Raw genomic sequence first — 26,060 nt, 5'->3', positions numbered from 1 at the left:
TGGTTCAGGTTTTTGAGGTCCTATAGGACCTAAGTCCTACAAGAGCCGGCTGAAAAGACGACAAAGGAAAAGCCCCGCCGCGGTGTCGGCGCGGCTCTCTAATATCGTTACACTTCAAAACAACGTGCCTAGGGCGGCACGACCTGAGCGAAAAACGCCGGTGGTTCGCTTCTGTTCCCAACCATTGTTCGTTTTGTCCACTAAGATCGATGCGCAAACCCGCGCGCCACGTCGATCAGCGTGTGCAACTGTTTCTCGTCACGGACTCCCTGGCGATAAAACCCGATGATGATTGAGGCGATCCGATCGGATTCGTCCGAGGACGCTTCGATCCCCTGCTCGTTGCGGATGTGATCGAGCACCCGATGGCAGACTGACAGATCCTTGGAATGTAGCGGCTCGTCGCGACGACTGTAGCGCTTATGTGACATGGTGGCTCCCCTTCCTCGACAAGCAGAAAGGAGCCCCGCAACAAGCGGGGCAGATGACAGGGACTTTTGGAAAGGCCAAGGCGGGCGTGCGGATCGCCTTGGAACTGTGCCTAAAACGCCGCGCCACACTGTTGGTTCCCACAGTTTTTTTGCCGTGCGAAAGGACCGGCGGTGGCTCAAGTTCGCCGGAACAGCGTCATTGGCTGGCAGTCTCGGCACTGGTGTTGCTGGAGAATGGCGAGACACATTCGCGCCTCGGTCGGCCGTACGGCTGGTATGTATTGTCGTTTGCCCGATAGGACGCATAACGCGCAAAGCACCACGCGAGATGGTCTGGGTTTCCACTCACCGATCCAGTGATCTCCATCGATGGGGCGGCGAAGGGCGACACGCAGATGCGGGTTTGACCGCTGTAGGAGCGATAGGTGTCACGGGCACGATCGTAGGACCGGTATCGCGACGCGCACCATTGTTGATGCTCGTTACGAAGTGACGCCGAGGCGGCGTCCGTCGATGAGTCCTCGGACGCGGAATTTGCTACCACGTCCACCTTGGGCTTGGGTGCTGCGGATGTAACGGGATAGGCCGCTGACACAAGGGGCGCAATCCGCTCGAACTTCTGACTACGTGCGTCAACCCGCTCGGGAGATGCAGTCCAAAGGTTCGGTGTATCCAGATTCGCGAACTGCCGCCCATCAGGCACGGCGAGGATGTAAGTGGCGGCCGCAGCCCCGATGAAACAGGCCCCGACAGCCGAGGCAATGCCGAACAGCATCGTTGCAATCGCTCTCATGACAGCTTCCCTACCCTCATGACTGATGCATGCGCCCTCTGCGCTCGATCATGCGGAGCCGCACGACGCCTTAAAATGGCGCCTTGCGGATGCCCCATGGCGAGGCGGCGCGGCCTGGTCGAGATAATCGCGATCAGCCAAGAAACCCGTGCGAGGGAACTTTGTTCCGCGTCACTATCGTCTTGCCGGCAATACCCGAGCCAAGCGCCGCCGGCGGCGTCTATCCGATCGCCGCTGCCCAACAATCATGGATAGTTTCTTGTGTTCCATGTCTCTTCTCCGTGGACGACAAGGCGCACGCAACGTACGGCATCGAGCCGCAGCGTATGTCCTTGACGTCAATTTGATTGGGGTTGGTTGCGCGCAGCATAGCCGCGCTCTCGAACCAGGATCAGTTGAGAACCCGGATAACCTTGCGCGATGAAGGCTCGACGATCACACGCTCGTCGTTCGCGACCGCGTATGCAAAGTTCGGATTGTCGGGAACAGGTGTTAGGACAACGGTCTCCGGAAGCGGCTGACCGACGACGATCTTTTCCTCGACGACGACCCGTGCCTGCGGAGCCGGGACCTCGCGGACATAGGTGACAACCGTCTGCGGCGGCTCAAGCATGGCGCCAACTGCCGCACCGGTCACACCGCCAACAGCCGCGCCCACCGGTCCACCGACAATCGCGCCGGTGGCCGCGCCGCCAACGGTGCCATTGACAGTGGACGATTGTGCGAATGCCGCGCCAGACGCAAAGATCAATGCTGCGACCGCGCCAATAGATTGTTTAATAAGCATATTCTCCTCCTTGAAAAGGCGACCCGACGGGCCGCTCTTGAAACCGACGAGGCAAAATCCTCCCGGTTCCACTTGTCAGACCTCGGTCGGAGACGAAACCCGACTTCGGTCCGATCGTCGTCTCAGGTGGACGGATGGGGAATTGGTGATGGAATGGCAGCGGGCGAAGGTCATCTAACCGATGAGGGCGCGCAAACCATTGCTGGAGAGGCGACGAGAGGATCCCTGCAACGAGGGCGCGCACCCGTCGGCGGATCGCCCTTCGGCAGGCGCTACCGCCCGTCAGTAACTGCAGGACCGGCCGTCGCTGGGCCTGAAGCCGTCGGAGCAGGCTCGATTCATTGAATCTCCCGGCTCATAGCCTGACGCATTGCCCATCGAGTTCGGGGGCGTCCCGCAGGCCGACAGGAGCGTGGAAAGACTGATCATCGCTCCAGCTGCTACAAATGCCCGAAATCTGCTCATTCATGCTTCTCCTGGCTGCAGCGGTTTACGAGAAAGAGATGTTAGACGAAAGCGGCCCCGCGCTAAACCGCTGTCCCCTGCTTCCATTCAAGCTTCACACAACCCATGCGCCGATCAATGCCTTCGCCTCGAACCGGTGGCTGCCAATTGACACCGTGTCAAGCTGAAAGCTCGTCATCTCAAAGTCGCTGACGCAATTATCGTCCATTTCATCGCTCGCCGAACCAGTCTCTGGTTTGCAACCCACCGACACGATTACGGATTCTGACATTTGCTGATAATCTGGGAGCCACCACGGTCAGGCCTATCCGGCCTCGCCCTATGCAACTATCGCGTTCTTTTCCTCGCGATGGTCTGGCCGAAACGGTCATGTCGGGCGTTTTTCAGGACCGGCATGAGTCAAACAGTGAGGATGATTATGAGTATCGTCACAATAATGCGTGGATCTTCGCTCGTCTCATCAGTGCTCGCCTTGGCAATAGTGGCGTCACCAGTGGCGCTTCCCCGTGAAGCGATTGCCCAAACGGACATCAGCATACACATCGGGATCGGTAGCAGCCTCAATAGAGGTCGAGGGATAACCTGTAGTCAGGGTGAACGACTGCTTCGCAATCGCGGCTTCCGCGATGTTCGTCGGGTCGACTGCCGTGGCAGGTTCTTCATCTATCGTGCGTGGCGAGGCAACACCCGCTTCGAGATCGCAATCCGTCGAACTGACGGCCGCATTGTCGACATGCACCGCATTAGCCGCCGGCGATAGCTGCAAACCTCCACGCTGCTCTAATGAGAACTCGCCGCTTTAACGCCGACGGGATGCACGCGCCTGTGTCCCGGCGCGGGGCTTGGATGACGGAAGAAATTCGCTTCCTCGACGGAGCTTACCACTTTCGATTTTGTGACAAAGTTTGTGACAGAATTGGCAGAATGGCCAGAGCTCCCGCTTGGGAGTTTTTTGCTAACTGCTTACTTTTCTTGAGGTTTTTGGTGGGTGATGTAGGGCTCGAACCTACGACCCGCTGATTAAGAGTCAGGAACCGCTGTTCCTAAATCAGATGGCCAAGCCCTCGGGATTACATAGAAAATCCGTCAGTTAGGCGTGTTTCAATAGTTTGAGTTCGGGATTTTTCTCGGGACTTTGCGTAGTCTTCCATCGCCGAGGCGATTTCGTCGTCCAAGACATGGGTATATCGCGACGTGGTTGCGACGTTGGAATGATTGAGGAGCCTCTGAACAATTTTCAGATTACGCGTTTGCCGCAGTACCTTGGTCGCTGTGTCGTGTCGATTGTCATGAAGGCGAAAGTCTTCAACACCCGCCTCCTTTACCGTGCGACGCCAGCGAGACATCGCCCCGCCGTAGGTCAACGGGTAACGCTGGCCCCTTATCTTCCCGTTTTCAGTTCGCTGAGCCACAAACGTAAAGACGAACACCGGATGGTGACCACTGCACCCTTCAAGGATTTCTCGAATAGCGGGGGTTATCGGCGTCCAGACGTTCCGATCACCTTTTCCTTCCGTCTTTATCTCCTTCGCGTCCCAGTTTACGTCGCTCCATTTGAGCAATGTCTCCCTAAACCTCCTTCCACTCAGTTGCAGAAACCTAAACCACGGCTGATAGTCCGCGCGGGTATGCACTTCCAGTGCCTCCTGTTCGCACGAGCGAAGCTCCCGAATGCGCTCTTTAGGTTCCTTCAGCATGTGCTTCTTCCAGCATGGCTCGTTTGGCATTTGATACTTCCACATAGTCCTGGCCCGGATGAAGATTGATTTCAAAGGTACTAGCGTGTCGCGATTGATCGTCGCGTTGGATACGGTCTTGAGGTTGCCGTTCTTAAGAACCGATTTCCCCCAGCGCCACTGCTGCTGCTTGAACTCGACGAGTCGAATGATCGCAACGTCGTCAATGTCGTCCAATCTCGTGTCTTTTCCAAAATACTGAACCAGTCGTTCCAGCGCTGCGAAGTGTGCCTTCTCGTTCGCTAGTTTGCATGCCACCTCTTTCCAGTACCTTCCGACCGCAATATCAATGGTGAGTGGTGGCTTTCCGCCCTTGCGGGTTTGATCAATATCCTGCTTTGCCTTTTCCTTCAGCGGTCGTTCTATTGCTTCCGCTTCTCTCCTATTCCTGGCCTTGGTTGTTCCGTGAAAGCGAGTCCCGCATATCTCGAAATCATACTGGTAGTACGGGCTGGTTTTGGGTTTATAGACAGACATCTCGATGCCTCCGCTGGTTGACGGTTCCGGATAAAGTCGGTGAGCTGAGAGCTGGCAAACCGAAGGTGCTTTCGCGTTCCGGTGCCGAAGTTTGCGCAGCGCACGTGTCCGTCCCGAACATGCTGTCGTAGGGTTTTGACCGAAATCGCAAGTCGCGCCGCCGCCTCTGCGGCGGTAAGTAAGCGTTCATCTGCTAGAGGGTCACACATTGGTCGCTTCTCCGCCCGGGACCGCAGCACAAAGGCCGGGTCGTCCGACACTGTCGCTTCAATGCAACAGTTTTGAGATTTTGATCTCACGACCTAAATCTGTAAAGTATAAATGTTAATCAGCGACCCAATAAGCAGTTGTATATTTGGACATATTTAAGTATTATTGAAGCAATATTCTACTATATTTCCTTACTCTAGGCTTTTTCGAGTTTTAGTAAAATTTCCTTATGGCAATTTGATTTTTGCGGCTGTTTTGTTTGAAAAATATGGTTTGCCACCAAATTCTTACCGTAGTTAGATTTTTTCGACTTTCCTGCCAATTGCCCTTGTCAAACGAATTTATTTGCTCCTGCAAGGGATACGTCCAGCAAAGCCGTCAGTCACGAAAAGCAGCCCCTGGCGCGCCATGCCATTTTCAACAGCGCTTTGTCATCGCATCGCGACTGCCAAAATTAGCGCGAGACAGAACCACCCTAAGGTCGGCGAAACCGAACGCCCGCCCCAGATTCCCCATCCTCCAGGATGATGATCACGCCTTTTGTTGAAAGCGTTTCGCGTATCTTTCGAACTGAGTCCTCAGGAAATCGCTTAAAGTCTTCCTTTTCCACTCGACTGATTGAGTCAGCGCTGAGGCCAGCCTCCTTGGCAAAGCTGTGGACAGAATGTCCGAGCAATGCACGAGCGTGAGGGAGCATATCCGTCCATTTGTTCCCGACGGCCTCGATGTACTTAACCCCATCCCCGACATTCTCGGTCGCAGCCAGAAACTCCAGTCCTTTTTCCTCAAACGCTGTCTTCACAGCCTTCAACATCAGAGGATCAGGGAGTTTGCGCTTAGGGCTTTCAAGCCGTTTCAGGACCGGGACAGTGACGTCTGCACGTTTGGCGAGAACCTCACGGGTTTCGCCAGTCATCGAACGCGCCGCACGAATTTGCGCATGTGTCAGGTAGTCCACCATGACCGGAAAAGAATGGATAAGGCAAAAATGTCAACATTAGTCCATTGCATGGCTACAGTGGTCTTTTTTACCGCAGGTTTGGTCCTTTTATTGTGCGAATCATTTTTCACGGTTAAGAAAATCAGCAGAAAAATCGAATCGAAAGGAAAGTCGATGCACGACAGATGGCTTGGAACCTCGCCCGGCGTACTCATCCCGCGACTGCAAGCGCTGCTTTCCGATATAGAGCGCCTCTCCTCTCCCGGCGGCTTCGCTGGCCCCGACGATGCGGTGATCATTCGCAACTGCATGCTGGCACAACGTTCAGTACCGTGCCTCATCGGGAAGATGTCAGGACACCCACACATCAAGGAAGGTGATCCCGCCGCCACCAGCGAACTCTTCTTTTTCGATCAAAAGCGGCGGTTCGCGCGGACCCTGAGCCGTTGGTACCGGTTCGAAGATGGCCTCATTTGATGGCACTGTGTAGGGAACCCCAAATGGACACCGCCTTAGCCAACAGCCTCGACCGGTACATTTTCAAGCTGCAGGAAGTAGCCGACCAGTTGAAAGGCTCACGAACCAGCGAGTTTCGTAAAGCGAACCGCAATAGCGCGGCCATTGCTCTGAAGTCTGCAACTGACTTTCTGGCATATTGCGCTCTTGTAGCCCTCTTTCGCAGAAACATTGGCGGCCTATCCGAACCGTCTTGTGTTGCTGTGATCTCGGTCCCGTCGCAATGGCCGCTTGGCGACGTTCATGACGCAGCGAAGATCATCCTGAGGGATCAAAAGGGCGTTAGAGTCTGCCTCCATCCCACATCCAAGCACAGGCGTGGGTGGGAAATCGACGCGGCAGAATTGCTTGAGTCAGGTGAAAAGTTGATCATCTTCGCTCAGGAGGGCTCCGTCCTCCACGAGGACTTCGAGCTTGCTGCCACACTCTTCGACAAGCTTGTCCTTTGCGATGTGCGGCATCTGCGAGCCCTCAGTGAACTTCGAAGATGCGGCAAACTCACCGACGAACAAGCGGTCGTGATTGCAGCACAGCCATCGGAGCGAATGGAAGCAATCTTCCGCCGCGACCAACCAGCAAGCCGAGCAGCAATGAAGTTGCTGAAGGCCAAACGCCAAGATTCTGACGGCCCGGCACTTCTGGATGTTAGTAAGGGTTTCGGAGAAGCGAGCGTTTGGGCTGAAGAATTGAAAAAAGACCTCGCAGATTGGCGGCAAGGAAAGCTGTCATGGGCTGAGGTGGACAAGGGATGCTTGTTTTACGGGCCAGCAGGAACTGGCAAAACACGTTTCGCGGCTGCTCTCGCTGCCGAATGCGGGCTGCACTTGGAGGCGACGTCAATCCCGAAGTGGCAGGCATTTAAAGACGGCGACCTCGGTGACATGTTGAAAGCGATGTACCAGGCCTTCAACTCCGCCAAGGAAAACTCACCGTGCCTGTTGTTTTTGGATGAATTTGACGCAATTGGTGATCGAGCTAAATTCCCATCCCGCCACGAGACTTATTCGACCACCGTTGTGAACGCGATGCTGGAGTGCCTCGATGGCACAGAGGGTCGCGAAGGTGTCATCGTCGTCGGCGCGTGCAATTTCCCGGAGAAGATCGATCCAGCTTTACTGCGAAGCGGACGGCTCGAAAGGCACGTATTATTTCCTTTGCCGGACGCCACCGCGCGAGGGGAAATCCTTGGGTTTCATCTTCCGACGTTAGCTGGCGATACAGCCCTTAAGGAAATAGGCGCACGTCTGCCCGGCAAAAGCGGTGCTGATCTTGAACGACTGGCGCGAGAAGCCAGGCGGGTCGCGCGAAAAGAGGCTCGGGATGTCAACATTTCCGACGTTAGATCGCAGGTGCAAGTGCCGCCTCCGCTCGACGCCAAGACCTTATACCGCGTAGCGATCCACGAAGCTGGCCACGCTCTTGCGACCCACGCCCTACTGTTGGGCAAAGTCGAACGTGTTGAAATCTATGACAACGTGGAGAGCTTTGCGACAGTCACAGATTCCAATGGGGCCACGCTGACTTCTATGCCACAGAGGGAATTCTTGACCCGCTGGGAGGCGATGAAAATCATAACGTCTGATCTTGCCGGTGCTGCTGCTGAGGACCTGATTTTCGGACACCGGTCAAACTGGTCGACTGGAAGCCGCGAAAGCGATTTTGCCAAAGCGACCACATTGGCAATCAGGATGGTGGCCCAATATGGGTTCGGAAATTCCCTTTATTTCCTTCCCGGTTCTGTAGACATCACGTCTGCTCCCAAGCTTTGGGAGGACTTGGCGCTACGGGATGACGTCGCAGAAATCCTTCAAGAGCAGTACCAACGAGCGAAAGATATGCTCGCTGGATTGAAGCCTCGTTTGCTGAAACTCGCCGATGCGCTTGTCGAACACAAACGCCTGGACGCTGCCCAGTTGGAGCCATACTGGCCGGGGGCTCAAATAAGCAAAACGCCGAGAAGCCAGAACGTGCAAAGCCGTCGGCGGCACTGAACACCCGGCCTAAGAAAAAAGGTCAAAGGAAACGTCCGGAAAACTTCGGGCGCTCCGACGAACTTTGCTTATGGAGACGCTAGGAAATGCGAGCATGGATAATCAGCGACATTCATCACAGGAGAATGGACGTTCTTTGGAGCGATGGTCTCGTCGTGCCAGACGCAGATATCTGTATCTCCGCGGGTGATATCGCAAATTCAATCGCAGAAAGCGTGGCGTACCTAAGGCTACATGTCGAGCCTCGCATGCCGGTGATCTTAATCCTTGGAAACCATGACTACTACGGCTCGGGAATCGATTTTGTTATCGAACGAGCACGTCGTCTAACCAAAAGTACTCAGATTCATCTCCTCGAAAATGAGAGTCTGATAGTCGGCGAAAACCGGTTCGTTGGCGCGACGCTGTGGACCGACTTTGCAGTTTCAGTGGGCGAGGATGAACACATTCCCCCTGCCGAACGGCGAGCGAAGGCTTTCGGCCTTGTCCCGTCACGTATGATGGATTTCTACAGTATCTTTCGGTCCGACGAACGACATCCCGGCGAGAATGGGATGGTGACCGTTAAGGAAATTCTTGAACGACACGTCAGGAGCCGAGACTTTATCGATCATGAACTATCTCAACCGTTCGACGGTCGCACCATTGTTGTCACGCACCATGCCCCTTTGATGCAGAGCTTTGACCCAAGTTTCTTCGGGAACGTAACCAACGCGGCCTTCGCGTCCGACCTTTCCGATCTGATCTGTCGGAGACGACCATCGCTCTGGATTCATGGGCACATTCACAAATTCAGAGATTACATGGCCGACGACACGCGCATCATCTGCAATCCAGTTGGCTACCAGCGCGAGAAGTACATTTCAGGGTTCCGTCCCGGCTTCGTGATCGAGTTGTAAGCCTGTCGCGCTTGGCTGCAGGCTAGGTCTCATTCCGGCTTCCACCGATACCGTTCGGGTAAGCCTTCGCCTTGGCCTCGGTGATGCTTCCATCCGTCCTTTCCAGGCTAGTTAGCTTCAACACTGGCCAACATCTTAGGTCGACACAGAGTGATCGCGCAGCCGTCGTCTTCTTATGGTGCAATGTTGTTGTCGTATGGCTCGTTTTGCTTTTCAATCGCAGGCGGGAGGAGCGACCGCTTTGAGACGCTCGACCTGATTGTCCAAAACATCATTAGGACAATTATTGCCGATCCGACAAATAGCCCACACAGAACTTCCACCCAGGTCGCCATTGCGCTCTCCGTGCCTGGACGCCGCGAGGGTGGCCAACATACAACCTCAACTTTCCTCGGGGGTGCTTGTTGGCTCTAAACGGACGACGTCGGCTTTCTCTTCGACTTTGAAGTTCGTCATAATCCGAAGCGTTGCGAAAGTGGCAATCGAAAGCACCACCGCAGTCTCGTAGGCGCCGAGCCCTACAGCGGCACCGATTGCGCCGGTCGCCCAGAGACTTGCTGCGGTCGCCGTTCCACGAATACTTGCCTTGCCGACAAGGATAGCCCCACCGCCAATGAAGCCGACGCCGTTTATCAGACCTTCAACTATGCGTGCCGTTGCTTCCGCGTTTTCTTTGGTCACGGTTTCGGCCGCTTGAATGAACCCGCAAGCTGCAATGGCAACTAGCGGAAAGGTGCGTAGGCCCGCACTACGTTCGTTGCGCTCGCGATCCCAGGCGATAGGAAGCGCAAGGATATAAGCTACGACCAATACGGTGAGGTTCTTTAACAGGTCGATGTGTACGCCAATATTGCCAAGCCACTCAGTCACCGCTTCCTCCTATACTTGTGATCGGTGAAAAATGGGCGGCGGCGGATACTGGGCAAGATATCGGAGACTACATTCAACCCCGATTATTCGGCGTTTCCGAATTAGAAAAGCGTCAAGAGCAGATTGGTTATACCCCATCCAGAAATCCGGGAATCTATAGAAATAGGAAAACGTACGCATTCCTTCCAAAGTGGCATTCCTAGCGCCGCAGCTGCATGAGCCCCGCTTGTCATGCTTATTTCAATCCCTCTGGTTGTTGCCGCTGTCGCGGTGTCGATCCTTCGCGTGAAGCATGCCTTGAAGAACGAGGTTTGAGAAGGCTGGCCCAGCCGCCACAAGAGAGAAGCTGAAACTCGCAGACGAGGCGACATCTAGTAGGTGTTTCCCTTGCAACCTCAGCACGGCAACAGTCGCACTTGTGAACGAGGAACGTCCTAAAAGTTGTGCAGCAAAGGAATGCTCCGGCGGTAATGTCTTGCCCGCCAAACCTTCTCCTGACTAGATTCACCCCGGACGGGGGATTGTTATGGACGAAGTACTTTACAAGGAATTGGAGGATCATTCTGAGATCCTTTATTTCCATTTCGATGTTAAAAATCATTTCCTAAAGCTCGAAACATTCATCCAAACAGCGGATAGCGCCCGAAAGGTTGTCACATCCCTGAACGAAACCTTCTTCCAGAAGTCTCTGCAGTACGAGCTGGTTGTGCTTCCGCCGGAAGAAGGAAGCTTTCTGACAAGACTTGCGGTATGGGTCGGCGCTGTGCCCGCCGCAGCATTTGCCTTCGCCAATACCGACGTTGGAGCTGCTTATATCGAGGGACTGACAGGTAGGCCGCCGATTGAATGGGCAAAAGAATTTGGTGAAATGAGCGGTGATGCGGTCAAGGTCTTCTACGAGACCCTAAACTCGAAGGAGAAGCCTCCCGGCGAACCCTCCTGTCACCCAGCTGCCAAGATCGTCGTTGCAATGACCAAAGGCGTCCTTGAGTCAGACAGTGAAAAACTGAAAAAACTGGGAATGGAAAATGGTCCACTGGTCGGCGCTATGGACGCACGAGCCGAATTCTACGCTGCCTGCATCAACGACAAGGACGTCAATCGGGTAGGTTTTCTTCCGGATAACGATTTCCCGATCCCTAGAAGTTCATTTGCTGAGCGAGCACAGAAGCCGCCTCGAAAGGGTGCAGAGGAAGAGCCGCCAGAATGGATCGTTTCAATTGAAGACATCTATGTCACCTCCCCAAATTGGGACAAGGACGACCAGCACGTTCGGAATTGGAAAGGGAAGGATCAGTCCCACCGCGATTGCTATTTCGTCATCGACGATGCGCAATTTTGGTACTTAGTGAGGACGAAGAACCTCCATGTCGATGTGCTGGATAATCTCAAAGTCCAATGGGCGTGCCAGATCATCAACGGAAGGGCTAAAAATCGCCGGGTGATCCGGGTTCTGGAATACAATGGCAACAACCTTGCAGAACCACTCCCTCCCGACGCGCTTGACGCCATCCTTGGCAGACACAATGCGGCAACCGGCGGTCGGGAAGAGCCGTCGCTCTTCGACCGTTTGGGTTGACCCGGAGCTACGGCTCAGGCCCATCACCAAACCAAACGGTGGCAGGGCGCAGCCATTGCATGCTGGCACCGTACTGGGCCGCCAGGCTCGGCGAGAATGCGTTCCTTGCATATCAAGAGCCTCTCCATGCGTCGAATCATGGTCCTAGCCGCGTCGATCGAGGCGCAAGTCCAGGAAATTCGATGCCACGGAGAGACTTTCGGTAGCAAAGCGCCGATCTATGCCGTTAAGTCGCCTGGAAAACCCTGACGTGCAAGGCGTCAGCTTCGAAATATACTGATCGGGCAGGTGCATCGTACGAAACTTGGAGCGAAGGTCAATTCGCGGCAAGGCTTTGGGGTAAGTGGCCTTCGTCCCCAACGGCTCTCCCGTTTGTTCCCTTACCATGTATTCCGCATACCAGCTTGGCCAACCTTCATTGTGTTGCCCGGTCAGTTTCTCGTGCTCGCCATGGGCCTCTGACGCGCGCCTGCCCCGCACGTGTCTATGCGACCCGGCAAGCGGCTAGTGACCTCCCGCAACAACCAGCCGTTCCCATCAGGATCATTGAACGAAGCCTAGGTCCTATAGGTGCGGCGCTGTTTCTCGTTATTATGGGTCAGTGCGTCCTGCAATGGCTGACGGTTTCCCTGAGCCCCTGCCTGATCGCAAGTTCTTGTCTTACATCTGGAATTTCGAGAAGAGATACGCGCCTCTTTTTATCGAGCAAATTGACCAGCATGGTCCGGATGTCCCTGTAGCAGTGATTCGCACTCATCGCGAGATGGATACGCTCCTTAGTTTGCTGATCAGTCTACCCGATCTGTGTCACAGCAAATCCCCGGGTAACTGCACTGGTCGAAGCATGCCGCCCTCCATCGACAAGTTTAAGGCGCCCATCAATCAGGTTTACAACATAACCAAGACAGGTTGACCCGACGCGACGTGCTCACGTCATAGCTTGAAGCAGAAGCGGTTGTTGCTTTCGGTGTTCGTGGCGCACAGCTGATACCCGGTTTCGTAGCTGATCTTAGCTGCCTTCCCGTTTATCCGGGCCTCCTGCCCGGTTCGCTGAAGGATTGTCTTGTTCCCGGTCGGCCACGTAAACTCGTATTTTGCAACCTTCTGACCATCCGGGGTGGCGGCGTTGTCAAACCGCAGCGAGCAGCTTTCCTGTTCCATGACTCCAGTGGCCGGAAACAAAACACAAGTTGCTTTGGCAAAATCATCGGTCGCGGGACCGCCACCAAGGTCCGATAAGGCAAGTCCAGGTCGGAGCAGAGAGACGCGTGGGATTGAAAACGCTCGCTCGCTAAAGTTCTCAACCGCGCACTGCCCTTGGCCCACCGAGACGTTGTAAGAGCCGTTGTATCCGCATCCTTGAACGTATCCGTCTTTGAACCCGATCAAGCAGCGTGCCTCGGCATAGCCCTCATCTTCGCTAGTGACCTCGTAGATCCGACCGTCCGGCCCGTCAGCAACCACCTTGACGATTTCATTACCCAATGAAACCCGGAGGCGCTGGTAATCCGTGTTCTTGCCTTGCAGGCCGACCTGCCAATGAAATGAGTTCTCGCAAGCGTAGTAGGCCTGTGGCGCGTTCAGGCCAGTCGTTTCACCGTCACCAACTACCTCGATTTCAAATCGCCCTGCCTTGTCGACGGTATCGATGTAGTAGAGGTCATTCCCGATGTGGCTGAGCATTGCCTGGATGAGATCAGGCTTCATCATGGTGGAGTTCGACCACGGAACCTGATTATTGGCGAGGATCATCAATTCCGTGATGGACTCGACAGCCGCGTCGTGGGCTATTGCCAGCGCTTTCACGTTGATCATCTCATCAGAATCGATTGCGAGATAGGGCCGGTGGAAGCCCAACTTCCCGCCTACGTTCAGCTTTCGATTGATGAAGCTGACCTCGGGGCCTTGCGCGATACCCATCATGAACATGATCGCGCAAATGGAGTAACATTCGTCTCCACGGTCGATGACGGTTCCGACACCGGACTTGTATATGAACGTAGCGAGCTTAACACCTTCCGTGACGCTTCCGCCGGGGCTATTCAGGCAGAGCGTGTCATGAGACGAACTCTCCCCATCGAAGCCTTTGAACGCGCCTTTGGCCATATCCGTCAGGCGTTGAAGGTCGCCTTCGACGATCTGCCCGTCCAATCGAAGGACACATGCATCTGCCGTCGATTTTGTAACCTCAGCTGCTTGGGTCGGCGATGGAAGTACAGCAAGCGCAGACCCGAGTAGCGCAGACGCGAATATGATCTGTCTAAGTGCAGTAATCCCCATCACATCCCCCAGAATAACAGTGCCTTGGTTGTAAATCTGCTCAATTCAGTCCTGCAATCGAGGTTTCGGCAATCCCCAGAGGATAACCGCGAGCATGAATCCTGTGGACCGACCTCCGTATTCTACCGCCGAGCAACGAACCCTTTCCTTTGGACCCAAGGAAGCGTGCGCGGCGTCCACATGGAGGGACAAAATCGACGGGTCTACAAGGAAGGCGCTTTGAAACCTGTGCCATCCCCGATCCTGGTGCGGCGCTTTAGTGGATTGGGTGGATGGCATGAGACATGCATAGGCATCCTGGCCCTCACTAAGATGGATTGGAACAACAATACACTCTACAAGAAGCTTCCGGTCACGTTGGGGTATTCAAAGGCTTTTGCAGACATCATCCAGCAGAACCCGAATAAGGTGAACACCGTTTATGACTTCAGGAACTTCATGTAAGTGCCGAGTCACGACCAGAGCTTTGCGTGGCCGACAAAGTTGGCGAAAACATGCACGATATGGTTGAAATCATTGAAAATAGAAAGTAAATATTCTGCGTCCGGGCGGAGTGGTGAGAACCACTGATTCACTACTGTGGGTCGCTGTTACCAAGACTGGCATGCCTGAGCTTAAAGCTGCACTCCCTGGAGTGCTTAATCCTTATGAAATCTTTGCGTCCGGACACCCCTCACAATTCAACACGGGAACGAAATTGAATAACGTTGACGACCGCATCTGGATTACATCACGCGTTAGAATGATCGCTGAACGCAAAGCTCTTCGGAATCAGAATGTTAGCTACCTCTCCGTTACGTTTTATTCCTTATTTACCGTCATCTTGTCCATCTTCTCCAAGTACTACGTTCTTACTTACCCCTTGCTTGAGGAGATAAACCTCTCAGCGTCCGTCATCGTGTTGGTTGCATCTCTGGTCGCGGGAGGCTTTCGCTTCGAAAGCCGCGCAAATACATTTCGCGAATGCTACCTTAAGCTTCAGAAGCTTGAAAGTAAGAACCTACCCCCTGACGAGAGACTGACACAATACACGGAAATACTTGATATATATCCAAATCATTCCAATAGGGATTATTACGACTTAATAATAAACCACACATATTGGGAGGGAAAAGAATTAAAAATTGGCGAAAAACCCCTTAATCCAACACTATACATGTGGCTGTCTTACATTTCACGTCGCATCTTTTACTATGCCTCGGTCACAGTCTTGTTCGCTGTTCCATTGATATTCCTAGCTTGGCCCCTATTCGAGCGTGGCTGCTAAAGTGACTGCGCTCGATATATTCAATACTGAGTTCACGCCGCAACGCCTTGCCGAGATTTTCAACGAGCGCATCCTACATTCTAGCACCGTCGGAAAGGATGGCGTCCATCCTTTGGTATTTGCGGAAAACTTAAATGCCGGAGTGCAGCATATTTCGGACAAGGCGCATTCCGGATCGTACAGGTTTACTACTTTCAAACAGAAATTGGTGCTGAAGGGTCACGATAAACCGCCAAGGCAAATCTCGGTCGCCACAGTGAGGGACAGAGTGGCGTTACGCGCGGTCACAAACGTGTTGATGTCGGTTTTTCCCGACGCCAGGATTTTACCCGCTCACTACATCGTAGAAGAGGTGGCTGGTCTTATCGCGCCCCGTGGAGACGATTTCTCATTCATCCAAATCGACATCAAGAACTTTTACCCGTCAGTGCGTCACGACGAGTTACTTCGCCGATTGAGAACTCGCATCCGCCATAAGCCGCTCCTCAACCTAATCATGCAAGCCGTTGGCACACCCACCTCAGCAGGTAAGGAAATTCGTCCCAACACCATTGGTATCCCACAGGGTCTAAGCATCTCCAACGTGCTATCATCAATCTATATGATGAAATTCGATGAATTCGCGCGGTCGCGATTTGCATATTTCCGATATGTTGACGACATTTTGATCGTGTGCCCAACGGCAGATGCAAAGCGGAACTTTCGTTTAGTTAGAAACCGCTTGGCACAGATCGGGCTGGAGTGTCATCGTCTCGAAGACAATACAAAAACCAAAATTGTCCCGCTCTCCAAAGGCGTCGATTATCTTGGGTTCCATCTCGCCCCTGAAGTTACGTCGGTGCGGACTAGCTCCTATCGAAGAATCATCGACAAGGTGATGACGGTGATGACGGGCGTGAAATACAGCGGAAATCACGCCAGAATCCTAGCTCGTCTAAATCTCAAGATCACCGGATGCATATTTGATGGCCGAAGAATGGGATGGATGTTTTTCTTTTCCATGACGGATGATTTGAAGCAGCTTCAGCGGCTCGACGGCTTCATCTCCAAGACATGGCGGCGGTTGGGGATGGAACAGTTCGGTACCCCCAAGCGGTTTGTTAAGGCGTATCACGAGATCAATTTCAACCTCGCGTCGTCTCGTTACATTCCGCGTTTCGACGAGTATTCCAACGATCAAAAGGTGGACCTAATCGCTACAATGTTGGACGCCGACCGTTCGGTGGTGGCTAATTGGGCCATCGAGCGGATTAATCGCAGATTCCTGCAGCTGATCAGAAAGGAAGTTGCGGAACTCGAAAAGGACATCACGCCGATTAGTTAAGGGCGAGACCGCCCTATGAGATGATTGATGATCCGTTATTGACGCTTCGGCGTTGACGTCGAGGGCCAAGGGAAATCGAAGTGGAATTTGCCAACATAGTAGCGATCATGCAGATACTCCAAATCCTGTTCCCATTGGAAGATTGCCTGGGCGTAGCTTTCATCATTCTTGTACTTCGCATTTTTGGTGAACGTTGCGATGCTCTCGGCCATCTTGCGCAAGCGTCCGGCCGAGCCGTCTGGACCCCATTCCTCGGCGTAGGCCTTTCCAAGAGCCGTGGGGAGCGGCTTTTCAAAAATGCGCCTCAGTGTGGATTGGCGGAGAGTAATATCCTCGCCTCTCGTACGGCCGACATGATATCCGAGATGAGCCAACATGCCGTCGGGCTGCATTGGTACGCCCAATGACACCCCGCTCCCGGACCCTGCCTCGGTTGTGGGCCACTTGAACCACCGGTCTGGGTGGTCAGGAGCTAATCGCAGTTCGAATTCCTCTTTGAGTGCGCCAAGGATTGCCTGGGCCTTGGAATGGTTGTCGTTGATATCCGCCTCGGCGAGCATCTTGTGCGCGTTGTCAAAGATAGCGACCAGCTTGGTTGGACCGGCTTCCCCAAAGGTTGCGATGATCTTGCTGACGTCAGTCTTGAGAACGTGGAAAGGGCCACGAGCCTCATTGGGAAGACTTATCGACGGTCTGACCATCTCCCTGACCGTTTGTTCTTTGAAGCCTAGCCAAGGTTCGGCTTGCCCCCGTACGGCTGCTTTGGCCTCGCCAGCTGACGTACATGTGTAGAGCCCTCCCTCTCGGCACAACAGTCCCTGTGCAATCAGGTACTCGACTGCGACCATCATCCGAAGTTTGAAGGTTTGGTTGGTGCCGACCGGGATGGGAAGGTCGACCAGACGGTGGTTAAACCTCATCTCGTTTGTGACGGCTTTGATAAGGTTGGCGAAGCGAACCGGGGTCCTGCTTTGCTTGAGGACAGGAATACACATCGCCGAAGCGAGCGGTAAGCCGTGCTGTCGTTGAATCAACTCGGCCTTCGCCAATTCGGCCTCTGCTGTCCCCCGACTGACGCGCGGGCTCGCTGCAGTGCCTTCGGGATGTTTACCCACCCGGATATTGGCTGACGAAAAACGGCCCGTCTTCAGCAGCGTGACGGCATCCGGCGTAAGGTGAAAGGCGAAGGCCTGTTTAATCCTTTCGAATTGAGTCGCCAGTTTGAATTCAACCAGGAACCTGCCGTAAGCGAGGATATCCTTCCTCATGACCCCAGTCCGGCTTCCTTGAAGATCAAACTCAAGGAGGTTGGTTGGACGAAGTGTCACCACCGGCAAGCTCTTACTTGCTGCAGATTTTATGAATTCGTCGAGACGCCGAAAAGCGGCGGCCTTGCGCACTCTTTCATTAAGATGGTGGCGCCTGGCGTTGTGTTTAGTGGATGGTGAATTCAAGGACTGCCTCACCGCTCAGACAGGGCTGGCTTGTAGCCGAGACCCAACAGCAAATAAAAGCAACATGATTCCCTGTGTTTGGCAAAACGTGTCGCTCGGAATGTAAGGGCCTCGTCGTTGATGTCTTTTTCATCTTCGAGCCACATGGTTCATACCGCCACCCAAGAGAAACAGGTAAATGAAATGAACGGCCAAGTCCTTCCCGATGGAGAAGTGGAAGTAGAGCGTTTGGCTGGGCTTTTTCTCAACACCACTCAGTCATACAAATTTCTGTTTTTCCGGGCAATCTTGACGCGGCTCAAGAAAAGTAACAGCCGAACCATCAATTTTCAGGAATTGCTCGCGGAGATGATCGTGGCGGCGTGGTGGCCGGTTAAGGTTAGCCATCTCGTGATAGGTCCTTCTGGGGTTAACGACAGCTTGACCGGCCTACTGGACGCGGTTGGTGACGCGATGCATGAGCGGCTGTCCTATCAAGCGGTCAGTACCAGAGCGGCATACCATGTAAAATCGGAACGGGCGCGAGGCTGTCTCCGCTACGTTCCAGAAGCGCTCCTATCGCCTTGGGCAGGGTCACAACGCCCTCCGCTGTACACGATCAAGCTCGGCGGTATTGTTCTGGAAGAGGAATGGCACCGATACCTTTTGGAAAATCTACCCATCGTCTGCGGTTGGGCAGACAATGAATGGACCCAGTGGGTTCAGGCGCGAAATCCAAACGTGCCGGTCAATTTGGAGAAGTTGCAGCCGCCGATTAGGCGTAACAGCCTATCCGCTGAAAGACGCCTGTTCCTCTTGAGCACAAAGGGCCATTTCAGGTGCGTTTACACCGGGTTGCCGGTCGACAAGACCGATTTTGCCCTGGATCACTTCTTGCCGCACGCCTTTGTTGGACATGACCGAATTTGGAACCTCGCACCGGTTAGTCGTGCGCTAAACTCAGCAAAGGGCCTGCAAGTGCCTGCAGCGCATTTCGTAGCGCCCCTGGTTGACATCCATTTCGGCTTGATCAGTTGCGTCAGGACGCGTTCAGTTAAAGCGGAGGAGAAGTTCCTGGAGCCTGGAGCAGTACTGTGTGGACTTGCGGATCGTACCCTCAGAATTGACGGATAGGGACGTGGTCTACGAGGCCTACGCGGGTATTCTCCACCCGATGATTGCCATCGCAAGACGAATGGGGTTCCCAAGTGGGTTTGGCGGCGATGAAAGTCAGTACCCAAATTAAGCGAGAAATCACATTTGGATACCCGCGATCACCGGAGCTTCGTCGCCCGCCTAAATCCAGCTTTCTACATCAGCGTCCAAGCTGGGGAATTCCTTGGTAATCAGGTATTTTGCCGCGTTCCCGGCTTGAATCCGTTTCGGCAACTTTGCGTCGAGTGGGTTGAGGGACATTTCCTAAATGAAGTCGAGAATTTCCGTGGCGCTTTGCCTTTTGCTGGCAGGTTGCGCCAATTCGAGTGCGATACGTGTTTCGCAGGACACAGCGATAATCAAGACAAGCGCGGCTCCGATCTGTTGCGGCGTAGGTGCTGCAAAGGTGGCTCAGAAGCAGGCGGCAATCGAAACCGTCAAAGCTGGCTACGACCGCTACGTCATTGTTAGTGCGGCGAGTTCCAACAATGTCTATGCCACCCAGTCGCCGGGAACCTACCAAACTTTTGGGACCGTGAATTCCTAAGGGAATTACGGCACGGTCAACGCGACCACCACCTACACGCCAGGGCCAACGATCTATCATGGCACCCATGACCAGTCCTTCGGAATCAAGATGTTCAAGGACGGTCGGCCTGGAAGTTCGCAAGCGCTTTCCGCGCGTGAAATGCTCGGCCCCAAGTGGGAGGAAATCGTCAAGAAGGGTGTGATGACATGCACCGATTAAAGCGTAGGAGCGACCTTCTCGTGGTTCTTTTTCAACCACTTTTTCGGCTCTTCTTGGATTCCGCATTCCGTGGACAATTCGGCGATCACCTAGGGTGATGAATCTCGAAAATAGCCGCGTTGTCTTGCACTTCTCGAACCTCTTGTAGGACGCATGGCGCAACTTCCCGTCATGCCGCGGACCCGCGCGGGTCCCCGGCTTGGTCCGAATCTGTCAATCGCCGTCGAAGCCGTCGATCCACATGAACTGCGCATGAGGTGATCCAGGCTCGGCGTTAACCCATTGCCTAAGAATAGGTTTCCATGACTTCGAACTTGCCTAATATGTAATTCATGGCTAGCGTCGCGACCTGACCCGAGATGGCGGACCGCGGGCACCGAGCAGCTATTGCGGCAAGCTCGAACGCCAGAGGAAGGGAGGCTCGGGACTTTCCAGAGGCAACGCCCCCGAGCCTCTCTTCCGACAGCGACGCACCATCAGACTGGCTCCTCTCCGCGGCAATCGATTGCTTGCTCATCCCTAGTGAAAATTCCGGCTCTTTACCTTGAGTGTGTCGATGTCAAGGTCAGGAATGAAGATATCGCGCGGCTTAACGTCCTGAGCCCACTCTCTTGAATCTGGACGTCCTGGTGATCCATGCCCGAACTCGTCGCCCCTGCCGGTCGGTGGCCAGAAATCCGCGTCGCGCTCGGCGAGACTTGAAAGATCTGCCGACAGGTCGAAGAGTTGCTGGGCAACCAGATGAACGACATCCCCTTCCCGCTGAATCCGGCCATTGATCGCCATCATCGAAGCCCCCAGTACGACGCGGCGTGAGCGCTCGAACAGTTTTGGCCAGACGACGGCGTTCGCAATTCCTGTTTCATCCTCCAAGGTAATGAACATGACACCCTTTGCCGAACCGGGTCGCTGGCGAACGAGCACAAGCCCAGCGGCCAGTACCCAGCGACCGTCACGGGCCGCCATCGCTTCGGCACAGGTGATGATGCTCCGTTCCCTCAATTCCCGGCGCAGGAAGGCGACCGGATGTTCACGTAGTGTCAGGCCGGTGTGGCCGTAGTCTTCTACGACGTTATGCCCGCGCGTCATCTGCCGAAGCGCCACCTCAGGCTCCTGCTGCTCGCGGATCGCCTTGACTTCGCGCTCGGCTGCCGCCGCAAAGAGAGGCAGCGGCTCGTCACGCAAAGCCTTGATCGCCCAGAGTGCATCGCGTCGTTCCAGGCGCAGCGACGGCAGGAAAGCGTCCGCTTCGGCCAGTTCGACGAGCGACGCCGCAGGAACGCCAGACCGCCGCCACATATCATCGACACTTTCGAACGGTTCGTCAGCGCGAGCCGCGATGATGCGGCCAGCGTCGGCTTGGGCAAGGCCCCGGACCATGCGCATGCCAAGCCGAACGGCGAGCCGCTCTGACCCTTCACTTGGCTCCAGCGTACAGTCCCAGCGCGAGCGATTGACGCAGACGGGTCGCACTTCAACGCCGTGTTTTCGGGCGTCGCCGACAATTTGCGCGACCGCATAGAATCCCATCGGCTGGCTATTGATCAGCGCTGCACAGAAGGCTTCCGTATAGTGACGTTTTACCCAACACGACGCGTATGCAATCAATGCGAACGAGGCAGCATGACTTTCCGGAAAACCGTAGCTGCCAAAGCCTTCTAACTGACCAAAGGTCTTTTCGGCGAACTCGGGGCTATACCCGTTGCGGACCATGCCGTCGATTAACTTGGTCTTAAACTTTGAGACGCCGCCCGTGAATTTAAACGTCGCCATCGACTTGCGGAGCTGGTCGGCCTCGCCGCCGCTGAACCCGGCGCAGACCATCGCGACCTTCATGGCACTTTCCTGGAAAAGCGGCACTCCCAACGTCTTTCCTAAAACCGCTTCCAGTTCCGGCGTCGGGTATTCGACTGGTTCCTTGCCCTCGCGTCGGCGCAGATAAGGATGAACCATGTCACCTTGGATTGGTCCCGGCCGCACGATAGCAACCTGGATGACCAAATCGTAGAATGTTCGCGGCTTTAGTCTGGGAAGCATGGCCATCTGAGCCCGGCTTTCAACTTGGAAAGTGCCAAGGGTGTCGGCTTTTCGGATCATCGCGTAGGTGGCCGGGTCTTCCTGCGGAATTTTTGCGAGATCGAGATCGACGCCTTTGTGCTGCCTGATGAGGTCGAAGGCTTTCGCCATACAGGTCAGCATACCGATGGCGAGCACGTCTACTTTCATCATCTTCAAAGCTTCGACATCGTCCTTATCCCACTCAATTACCTGTCGGTCTTCCATGGTCGCTGGTTCGATTGGAACGAGGTCGTCAAGACGGTCATGGGTCAGGACAAAGCCCCCTGGATGCTGTCCGAGGTGTCGGGGAGCCCCCATAAGCTGCTGTGCGAGCTTTAGTGTCAGAGCCAAGCGGCGATCCTCAGGATTCAGGCCCTGCTCAACAAGGTTCCTGTCGCTGACGAGTTCGTGCGACCAGTGCCACATCCCAGACGACAGCGCCTTGATGATGTCCTCGGGCAGCCCGAGGGCTTTCCCGACATCGCGGATTGCTCCTTTCGCTCGGTACCGGATGACGGTCGAGCAAAGCGCCGCCTTGTCCTTGCCGTAGGTCCTGTAAATCCACTGAATAACCTCTTCCCGACGCTCATGTTCAAAATCGACGTCTATATCCGGAGGCTCGTCGCGTTCCCTTGAGACGAACCGTTCAAACAGCAGGTCACTGGTCTCAGGATCGATGCTTGTTATGCCAAGGATGTAGCATACGGCGCTGTTCGCCGCCGATCCCCTTCCCTGGCAGATGATCCCCTGACTGCGGGCATAGCGGACGATGGAAAAGACTGTCAGAAAATACGGCGCGTATTGCATCTCCTTGATCAGATTAAGTTCGTGGCGGACGGACCTCAGTACCTTCTGCGGCAATCCTTCCGGATAGCGGTTGGGAATGCACTCGCGGACGTAGTGCTCGAGCGATTGCTGGGCATCCATTCCCGGCACGATGGCTTCCTCGGGATACTGGTAGGTCAGTTCTTCGAGTGAGAACTTGCAGCGATTGACAATCTCCAACGTCCGGGCAAGCGCTTCTGGGTAGCGCGGGAAGAGGCGCTGCATTTCCTGCGGTGGTTTCAAATACCGGTCCGCGTGGCGCTCCCGTTGAGAGCCCACCTCATCAATGGTCGTATTGTTGCGGATGCAACTAACGACATCCTGGAGCTGGCGGCGACCTGGCTCATGAAACAGAACGTCGTTGGTTACAACTGTCTTGACCTTGAAGCGGACCGCCATGTTCGAAAGCCTATGGAGCCGCAACTGGTCGTTGGGCCGACGGCGCAGGCTGAGCGATACGTAGGCTCGGTCGCCAAAAATCTCAGCCATCTTTCGCAGTTGGACCGCGCAAGTCTCGTCTGGAAGCTCCAGCACCAGGACGCCGATAAGACCCTCGGCGTAAAGAGCGACGTCATCCAATGTTAGGATGCATTTTGCCTTCCCCCCCCGTTCCTTGCCGGTCGTAAGGAGCCGTGTCAGTCGGGAGTATGCAGCGCGGTCAGTCGGATAAACCAGGATCGCCGTTCCGTCCTGTAGGTCCAAGCGGCAGCCGACGACAAGCCGAACTCCGGTTGAGCGTGATGCCTCCAGTGCTCGAACGATTCCGGCCAGAGAGTTTCGGTCAACCACACCCAAGGCCTCGATACCGAGGGCCTTCGCCGTCGCGAAGAGTTCCTCTGCACTGCTTGCTCCGCGCAAGAAACTGAAATGGGTCGTGACCTGAAGTTCTGCGTAGCTCATGCGAATATCCCATGAAGAAACCACTTATGGGAACCGGTGTCGGGGTCGACGCCATCGCCCGACCTGAATATCCAGAAACGCTCGCCCCCTTCGTCCTCGACAACAAAGTAGTCGCGCACTGCCTCTAGTTCGCTGTCGCGCTTCCACCACTCGCCGAATACGCGCTCAGGGCCATCAGCACGTTTGACCTTTCGTCGTTTTCCACGCCAAGTGATACTCGCAGGCGGGTGATCAGGCAGGAGTGCGATAGCTTCGATCTGGTCTGGGCGGGCAAGCAAACGCACAGGCCGGGGCCAGTGGTGCGCCCATGTTTCAACTACATCGGGAGCGGCAGCCGCGATCCGTCGCACGCTGCGCTCGGGAACGTCGGAGGCAACCGGCGCGACCCGATAGACCCGTTGCCCTCTATTACCGAACACATCGATCAGCGGCGTGATGTCATCGTCCTGCTCCTCTATCAGGTCAGAGGATCGCTGCTCCTGCTCAAGCGGCTGCGTCATAACCGCCGCCAATGTCATCTTCTCGATTCCGAACCCCGGTTCGATTTTTTCAGTTCGATCTCGAAAGAGCTTCGTCAGCCAGGCAACGTCACGAGCAGGTTTGGCGGTTCCTGCACGGATTGCCTGACGTGTACCGTCGACCTTCTCGACAATAAGGTCAGTCCGCCGCACTCCAAGGCCTTTGCGCTCCAACTCGGCGACGAGCTGCACAACGAGGCGAGCAACATATTTGTTGATGGTTTCTGCGGCCCCAATAGGTTCGGCAAAGACCCGCCTGACCTCTATCAACTCCGGTACTCGGATCGGATCAATCGGTTCGGCAACCCTACCGAAAAGCTGGTCCAGGCGACGCCCGAGTTCCGGACCAAAGCGCAGGGCCAGCGGTGCGCGCGGCGTTGCGGATAACTCCCCAATCGACTTGAAACCGAGAACATTGAGATCGCTAACGATCTTGGCCGGAAGCCTGAGCAATGAAAGAGGAAGGTGTTCGACGGCCCCGACCGTCTGTCCAATCGGAACTATGACCGTCCCCGTTCGGATCGCGCGAGCACAAGCGTGTGCCGCTCCCCAAGTGTCGGCCACAGCAACCCGCGCTGTCAGTCCTTTCCCATGGAACCGGTTGGCTATTCCGGTCAACATCGGCAGCTCCCCACCCTGAAGATGCTCAGCACCTTCCGTGTCCATAACAATGCCATCGGGCTCATCAACAGCGACGATTGGAGAATACTGGCTGAGTGCCCAAAGCGTGATCCTTGCGAGAGCTGCTGCGTCGGCCGCCGGATCGGCGTCGATCAGCATCAAGCCCCTGAAGATGGCCTGGGCTTTCGCCGCCGCCATCCCAACACGGACCCCCGCTTTCTTTGCTGCGGCGTCGGCCGCCGACACCCACCGCTTTGGCCCGCTCTTTGCGATTACGGCAACGGGTTGCTCAACGGGAATAGAGGGGTCGTTGCGACGTATTCGATCCGTCGCCAACTCCGGCAGATAGATGGATACGACCCTGGACATCACACGCTCCTACGAAAAACTCAGCGCACTCACCCGGTTTCACCCGCATCAGTTCCAGAAACCATCTCGGCCTTCCCACACCCGGAACCGGAAGCTCCTCCGACGGCACGACGCTCACACGCCACCTAGTCGTTGACGCCGACGGTTGGCCGAAGTCGGAGGCCTCCACCTGTCGCCGCCAGCGTCGAACGACCAGACCCATGGTTCCCGTTTTTTCGGCTGCTAGCTGCAGCCTGCGGGAGGCTGTCATCGGCAATCGGACAAGTTCGGCAACCACCGCGCCGAGGCCACCGAACGAAAGGGCCTCCTCCATGGAAGCGAGCACGTCTTCTTCCTTGTCGGCCTCGACGAACACGACGCGGTCCGGGTGAAGGCCAGCCTGAGCCAGTGCCGGAAAGAAGAGGTCCGGCCTCGTCAGGCACCAGATGACCTTCCCCTTAGTACGCGCGGCTATCCCGGCGGCAAACAAAGCGGCTGCCGCGCCGTCGACGGTGCCCGCTCCTCCGCCAGCGAACTCGTGCACGGCACCGAAAGACAGTCCGCCTGCAGGCAGGTGCTCATCGATCTCGTGAACACCAAACGGCAGAACCTGATTGCGACGCCCTAAGCCACCTTCGAGGTGCGCGATACGCTCCCGAAGTTCGGTGATGACAGGATTGCGCCAAGTTGCGCCATCTGTAGCCTTCGTCAATTCAAGGGTTCCATCTCGTTCAAAAGCGAGTATGTTCTACATTTGTTCCTTTCCGGATTTTGAGTCAACGGGCGCGNTTCAGGTGGATTTTGAACCAACAAGCCATCCACAGCAGCGCGGCGCGACGATCCATGAGGGAATTCAATGCGCTAGCAAACGCTGGTCCACAGGGCGTAC

The 26,060-nt window shown here is 55.2% G+C and carries 21 protein-coding genes and 1 pseudogene; 8 read left to right on the top strand and 14 right to left on the bottom strand.

Annotated features, from left to right (window positions below; all coding sequences use genetic code 11):
• Positions 1–200 precede the first annotated feature (200 nt).
• From RHIBUN_RS0126150 to RHIBUN_RS0126115, 7 genes are all read right to left on the bottom strand, one after another.
• Complete coding sequence (locus RHIBUN_RS0126150; RefSeq protein WP_025661837.1) at positions 201–431, bottom strand: hypothetical protein; 231 nt, start codon at positions 429–431, stop codon at positions 201–203.
• 196 nt (positions 432–627) lie between these two features.
• On the bottom strand, positions 628–1,224 hold the full coding sequence (locus RHIBUN_RS0126145) for a BA14K family protein (RefSeq protein ID WP_025661836.1): 597 nt from the start codon (positions 1,222–1,224) through the stop codon (positions 628–630).
• A 391-nt stretch (positions 1,225–1,615) separates the two neighbouring features.
• The gene (locus RHIBUN_RS0126140; protein ID WP_025661835.1) at positions 1,616–2,011 is read right to left on the bottom strand and encodes a DUF1236 domain-containing protein; all 396 of its coding nucleotides are present in this window, start codon (positions 2,009–2,011) and stop codon (positions 1,616–1,618) included.
• 282 nt (positions 2,012–2,293) lie between these two features.
• The gene (locus RHIBUN_RS37545) at positions 2,294–2,476 is read right to left on the bottom strand and encodes a hypothetical protein (RefSeq protein ID WP_082728602.1); all 183 of its coding nucleotides are present in this window, start codon (positions 2,474–2,476) and stop codon (positions 2,294–2,296) included.
• A 487-nt stretch (positions 2,477–2,963) separates the two neighbouring features.
• The gene (locus RHIBUN_RS0126130) at positions 2,964–3,242 is read right to left on the bottom strand and encodes a hypothetical protein (protein WP_245271726.1); all 279 of its coding nucleotides are present in this window, start codon (positions 3,240–3,242) and stop codon (positions 2,964–2,966) included.
• 304 nt (positions 3,243–3,546) lie between these two features.
• The gene (locus RHIBUN_RS0126120; protein ID WP_025661833.1) at positions 3,547–4,689 is read right to left on the bottom strand and encodes a tyrosine-type recombinase/integrase; all 1,143 of its coding nucleotides are present in this window, start codon (positions 4,687–4,689) and stop codon (positions 3,547–3,549) included.
• A 685-nt stretch (positions 4,690–5,374) separates the two neighbouring features.
• Positions 5,375–5,815, bottom strand: coding sequence for a hypothetical protein (locus tag RHIBUN_RS0126115; RefSeq protein WP_025661832.1), 441 nt, complete (start codon positions 5,813–5,815; stop codon positions 5,375–5,377).
• A 57-nt stretch (positions 5,816–5,872) separates the two neighbouring features.
• Between RHIBUN_RS0126115 and RHIBUN_RS0126110 the strand changes: the two genes are divergently transcribed.
• The 3 genes from RHIBUN_RS0126110 to RHIBUN_RS0126100 all read left to right on the top strand — a co-directional run bounded on the left by RHIBUN_RS0126110 (position 5,873) and on the right by RHIBUN_RS0126100 (position 9,245).
• The gene (locus RHIBUN_RS0126110; protein WP_245271725.1) at positions 5,873–6,316 is read left to right on the top strand and encodes a hypothetical protein; all 444 of its coding nucleotides are present in this window, start codon (positions 5,873–5,875) and stop codon (positions 6,314–6,316) included.
• 23 nt (positions 6,317–6,339) lie between these two features.
• Complete coding sequence (locus tag RHIBUN_RS0126105; protein WP_025661830.1) at positions 6,340–8,346, top strand: AAA family ATPase; 2,007 nt, start codon at positions 6,340–6,342, stop codon at positions 8,344–8,346.
• 86 nt (positions 8,347–8,432) lie between these two features.
• Entirely contained in the window at positions 8,433–9,245 is an 813-nt protein-coding gene (locus RHIBUN_RS0126100) for a metallophosphoesterase (RefSeq protein WP_025661829.1), read from the top strand.
• 381 nt (positions 9,246–9,626) lie between these two features.
• Here the strand turns inward: RHIBUN_RS0126100 and RHIBUN_RS0126090 are convergent, their stop codons facing one another.
• Positions 9,627–10,115 (bottom strand): MgtC/SapB family protein, encoded by a 489-nt coding sequence (locus RHIBUN_RS0126090; protein WP_025661828.1) that lies wholly within the window; start codon positions 10,113–10,115, stop codon positions 9,627–9,629.
• 526 nt (positions 10,116–10,641) lie between these two features.
• Here RHIBUN_RS0126090 and RHIBUN_RS0126080 point away from each other — a divergent pair.
• Entirely contained in the window at positions 10,642–11,694 is a 1,053-nt protein-coding gene (locus RHIBUN_RS0126080; RefSeq protein WP_025661827.1) for a hypothetical protein, read from the top strand.
• Positions 11,695–12,045: 351 nt separating this feature from the next.
• On the opposite strand, the pseudogene RHIBUN_RS37540 reads toward RHIBUN_RS0126080, so the two are convergent.
• Together RHIBUN_RS37540 and RHIBUN_RS0126070 are read right to left on the bottom strand one after the other, a co-directional pair.
• A pseudogene (locus tag RHIBUN_RS37540) lies at positions 12,046–12,272 on the bottom strand (glyoxalase); the annotation flags it as partial.
• A gap of 355 nt (positions 12,273–12,627) precedes the next feature.
• Positions 12,628–13,845 carry a hypothetical protein gene (locus RHIBUN_RS0126070; protein ID WP_198021179.1) on the bottom strand — a complete coding sequence of 406 codons (1,218 nt, stop codon included), beginning with the start codon at positions 13,843–13,845 and terminating at the stop codon, positions 12,628–12,630.
• Positions 13,846–14,578: 733 nt separating this feature from the next.
• On the opposite strand from RHIBUN_RS0126070, the gene RHIBUN_RS34030 reads away from it, so the two are divergent.
• Positions 14,579–15,241 (top strand): SLATT domain-containing protein, encoded by a 663-nt coding sequence (locus RHIBUN_RS34030; protein ID WP_156932757.1) that lies wholly within the window; start codon positions 14,579–14,581, stop codon positions 15,239–15,241.
• Between the two features lies 1 nt (position 15,242).
• Positions 15,243–16,565, top strand: a complete 1,323-nt coding sequence (locus RHIBUN_RS0126055; protein ID WP_025661822.1) for a reverse transcriptase domain-containing protein — start codon at positions 15,243–15,245, stop codon at positions 16,563–16,565.
• A gap of 35 nt (positions 16,566–16,600) precedes the next feature.
• On the opposite strand, the gene RHIBUN_RS0126050 is transcribed toward RHIBUN_RS0126055, so the two are convergent.
• Positions 16,601–18,019, bottom strand: a complete 1,419-nt coding sequence (locus RHIBUN_RS0126050) for a hypothetical protein (RefSeq protein ID WP_156932756.1) — start codon at positions 18,017–18,019, stop codon at positions 16,601–16,603.
• Between the two features lie 144 nt (positions 18,020–18,163).
• Here RHIBUN_RS0126050 and RHIBUN_RS0126045 point away from each other — a divergent pair, with 144 nt between their 5' ends.
• Together RHIBUN_RS0126045 and RHIBUN_RS37535 are read left to right on the top strand one after the other, a co-directional pair.
• Positions 18,164–19,132 (top strand): HNH endonuclease domain-containing protein, encoded by a 969-nt coding sequence (locus RHIBUN_RS0126045; protein WP_025661820.1) that lies wholly within the window; start codon positions 18,164–18,166, stop codon positions 19,130–19,132.
• Between the two features lie 427 nt (positions 19,133–19,559).
• On the top strand, positions 19,560–19,700 hold the full coding sequence (locus RHIBUN_RS37535; RefSeq protein WP_245271723.1) for a hypothetical protein: 141 nt from the start codon (positions 19,560–19,562) through the stop codon (positions 19,698–19,700).
• Between the two features lie 720 nt (positions 19,701–20,420).
• Here the strand turns inward: RHIBUN_RS37535 and RHIBUN_RS0126025 are convergent.
• Genes RHIBUN_RS0126025 through RHIBUN_RS0126015 form a run of 3 tightly spaced genes read right to left on the bottom strand, consistent with a single transcriptional unit; the run spans position 20,421 to position 25,883 of the window.
• Positions 20,421–23,684, bottom strand: coding sequence for an error-prone DNA polymerase (locus tag RHIBUN_RS0126025; RefSeq protein WP_025661818.1), 3,264 nt, complete (start codon positions 23,682–23,684; stop codon positions 20,421–20,423).
• The gene (locus RHIBUN_RS0126020; RefSeq protein WP_037217653.1) at positions 23,681–25,192 is read right to left on the bottom strand and encodes a DNA polymerase Y family protein; all 1,512 of its coding nucleotides are present in this window, start codon (positions 25,190–25,192) and stop codon (positions 23,681–23,683) included. The genes RHIBUN_RS0126025 and RHIBUN_RS0126020 overlap by 4 nt, the downstream gene beginning before the upstream one ends.
• Complete coding sequence (locus RHIBUN_RS0126015) at positions 25,113–25,883, bottom strand: ImuA family protein (RefSeq protein WP_025661816.1); 771 nt, start codon at positions 25,881–25,883, stop codon at positions 25,113–25,115. The genes RHIBUN_RS0126020 and RHIBUN_RS0126015 overlap by 80 nt, the downstream gene beginning before the upstream one ends.
• Positions 25,884–26,060 lie beyond the last annotated feature (177 nt).

This window comes from Rhizobium sp. IBUN, assembly GCF_000510625.1.
In the GTDB taxonomy this organism is placed as follows: Bacteria; Pseudomonadota; Alphaproteobacteria; order Rhizobiales; family Rhizobiaceae; genus Rhizobium; species Rhizobium altiplani.
Note: the sequence above shows the minus strand (reverse complement) of the source record. Positions and strands in the feature narration are given on the sequence as shown.

Bases quoted from the DNA above. Each gene is read 5' to 3' on its own strand.
- RHIBUN_RS0126045 (WP_025661820.1), top strand. From the start codon at position 18,164: ATGGTTCATACCGCCACCCAAGAGAAACAGGTAAATGAAATGAACGGC.
- RHIBUN_RS0126145 (WP_025661836.1), bottom strand. From the start codon at position 1,224: ATGAGAGCGATTGCAACGATGCTGTTCGGCATTGCCTCGGCTGTCGGG.
- RHIBUN_RS34030 (WP_156932757.1), top strand. From the start codon at position 14,579: ATGCCTGAGCTTAAAGCTGCACTCCCTGGAGTGCTTAATCCTTATGAA.
- RHIBUN_RS0126080 (WP_025661827.1), top strand. From the start codon at position 10,642: ATGGACGAAGTACTTTACAAGGAATTGGAGGATCATTCTGAGATCCTT.
- RHIBUN_RS0126115 (WP_025661832.1), bottom strand. From the start codon at position 5,815: ATGACTGGCGAAACCCGTGAGGTTCTCGCCAAACGTGCAGACGTCACT.
- RHIBUN_RS0126025 (WP_025661818.1), bottom strand. From the start codon at position 23,684: ATGAGCTACGCAGAACTTCAGGTCACGACCCATTTCAGTTTCTTGCGC.
- RHIBUN_RS37545 (WP_082728602.1), bottom strand. From the start codon at position 2,476: ATGAGCAGATTTCGGGCATTTGTAGCAGCTGGAGCGATGATCAGTCTT.
- RHIBUN_RS0126020 (WP_037217653.1), bottom strand. From the start codon at position 25,192: ATGTCCAGGGTCGTATCCATCTATCTGCCGGAGTTGGCGACGGATCGA.
- RHIBUN_RS0126105 (WP_025661830.1), top strand. From the start codon at position 6,340: ATGGACACCGCCTTAGCCAACAGCCTCGACCGGTACATTTTCAAGCTG.
- RHIBUN_RS0126110 (WP_245271725.1), top strand. From the start codon at position 5,873: ATGGATAAGGCAAAAATGTCAACATTAGTCCATTGCATGGCTACAGTG.
- RHIBUN_RS0126120 (WP_025661833.1), bottom strand. From the start codon at position 4,689: ATGTCTGTCTATAAACCCAAAACCAGCCCGTACTACCAGTATGATTTC.
- RHIBUN_RS0126140 (WP_025661835.1), bottom strand. From the start codon at position 2,011: ATGCTTATTAAACAATCTATTGGCGCGGTCGCAGCATTGATCTTTGCG.
- RHIBUN_RS0126100 (WP_025661829.1), top strand. From the start codon at position 8,433: ATGCGAGCATGGATAATCAGCGACATTCATCACAGGAGAATGGACGTT.
- RHIBUN_RS0126150 (WP_025661837.1), bottom strand. From the start codon at position 431: ATGTCACATAAGCGCTACAGTCGTCGCGACGAGCCGCTACATTCCAAG.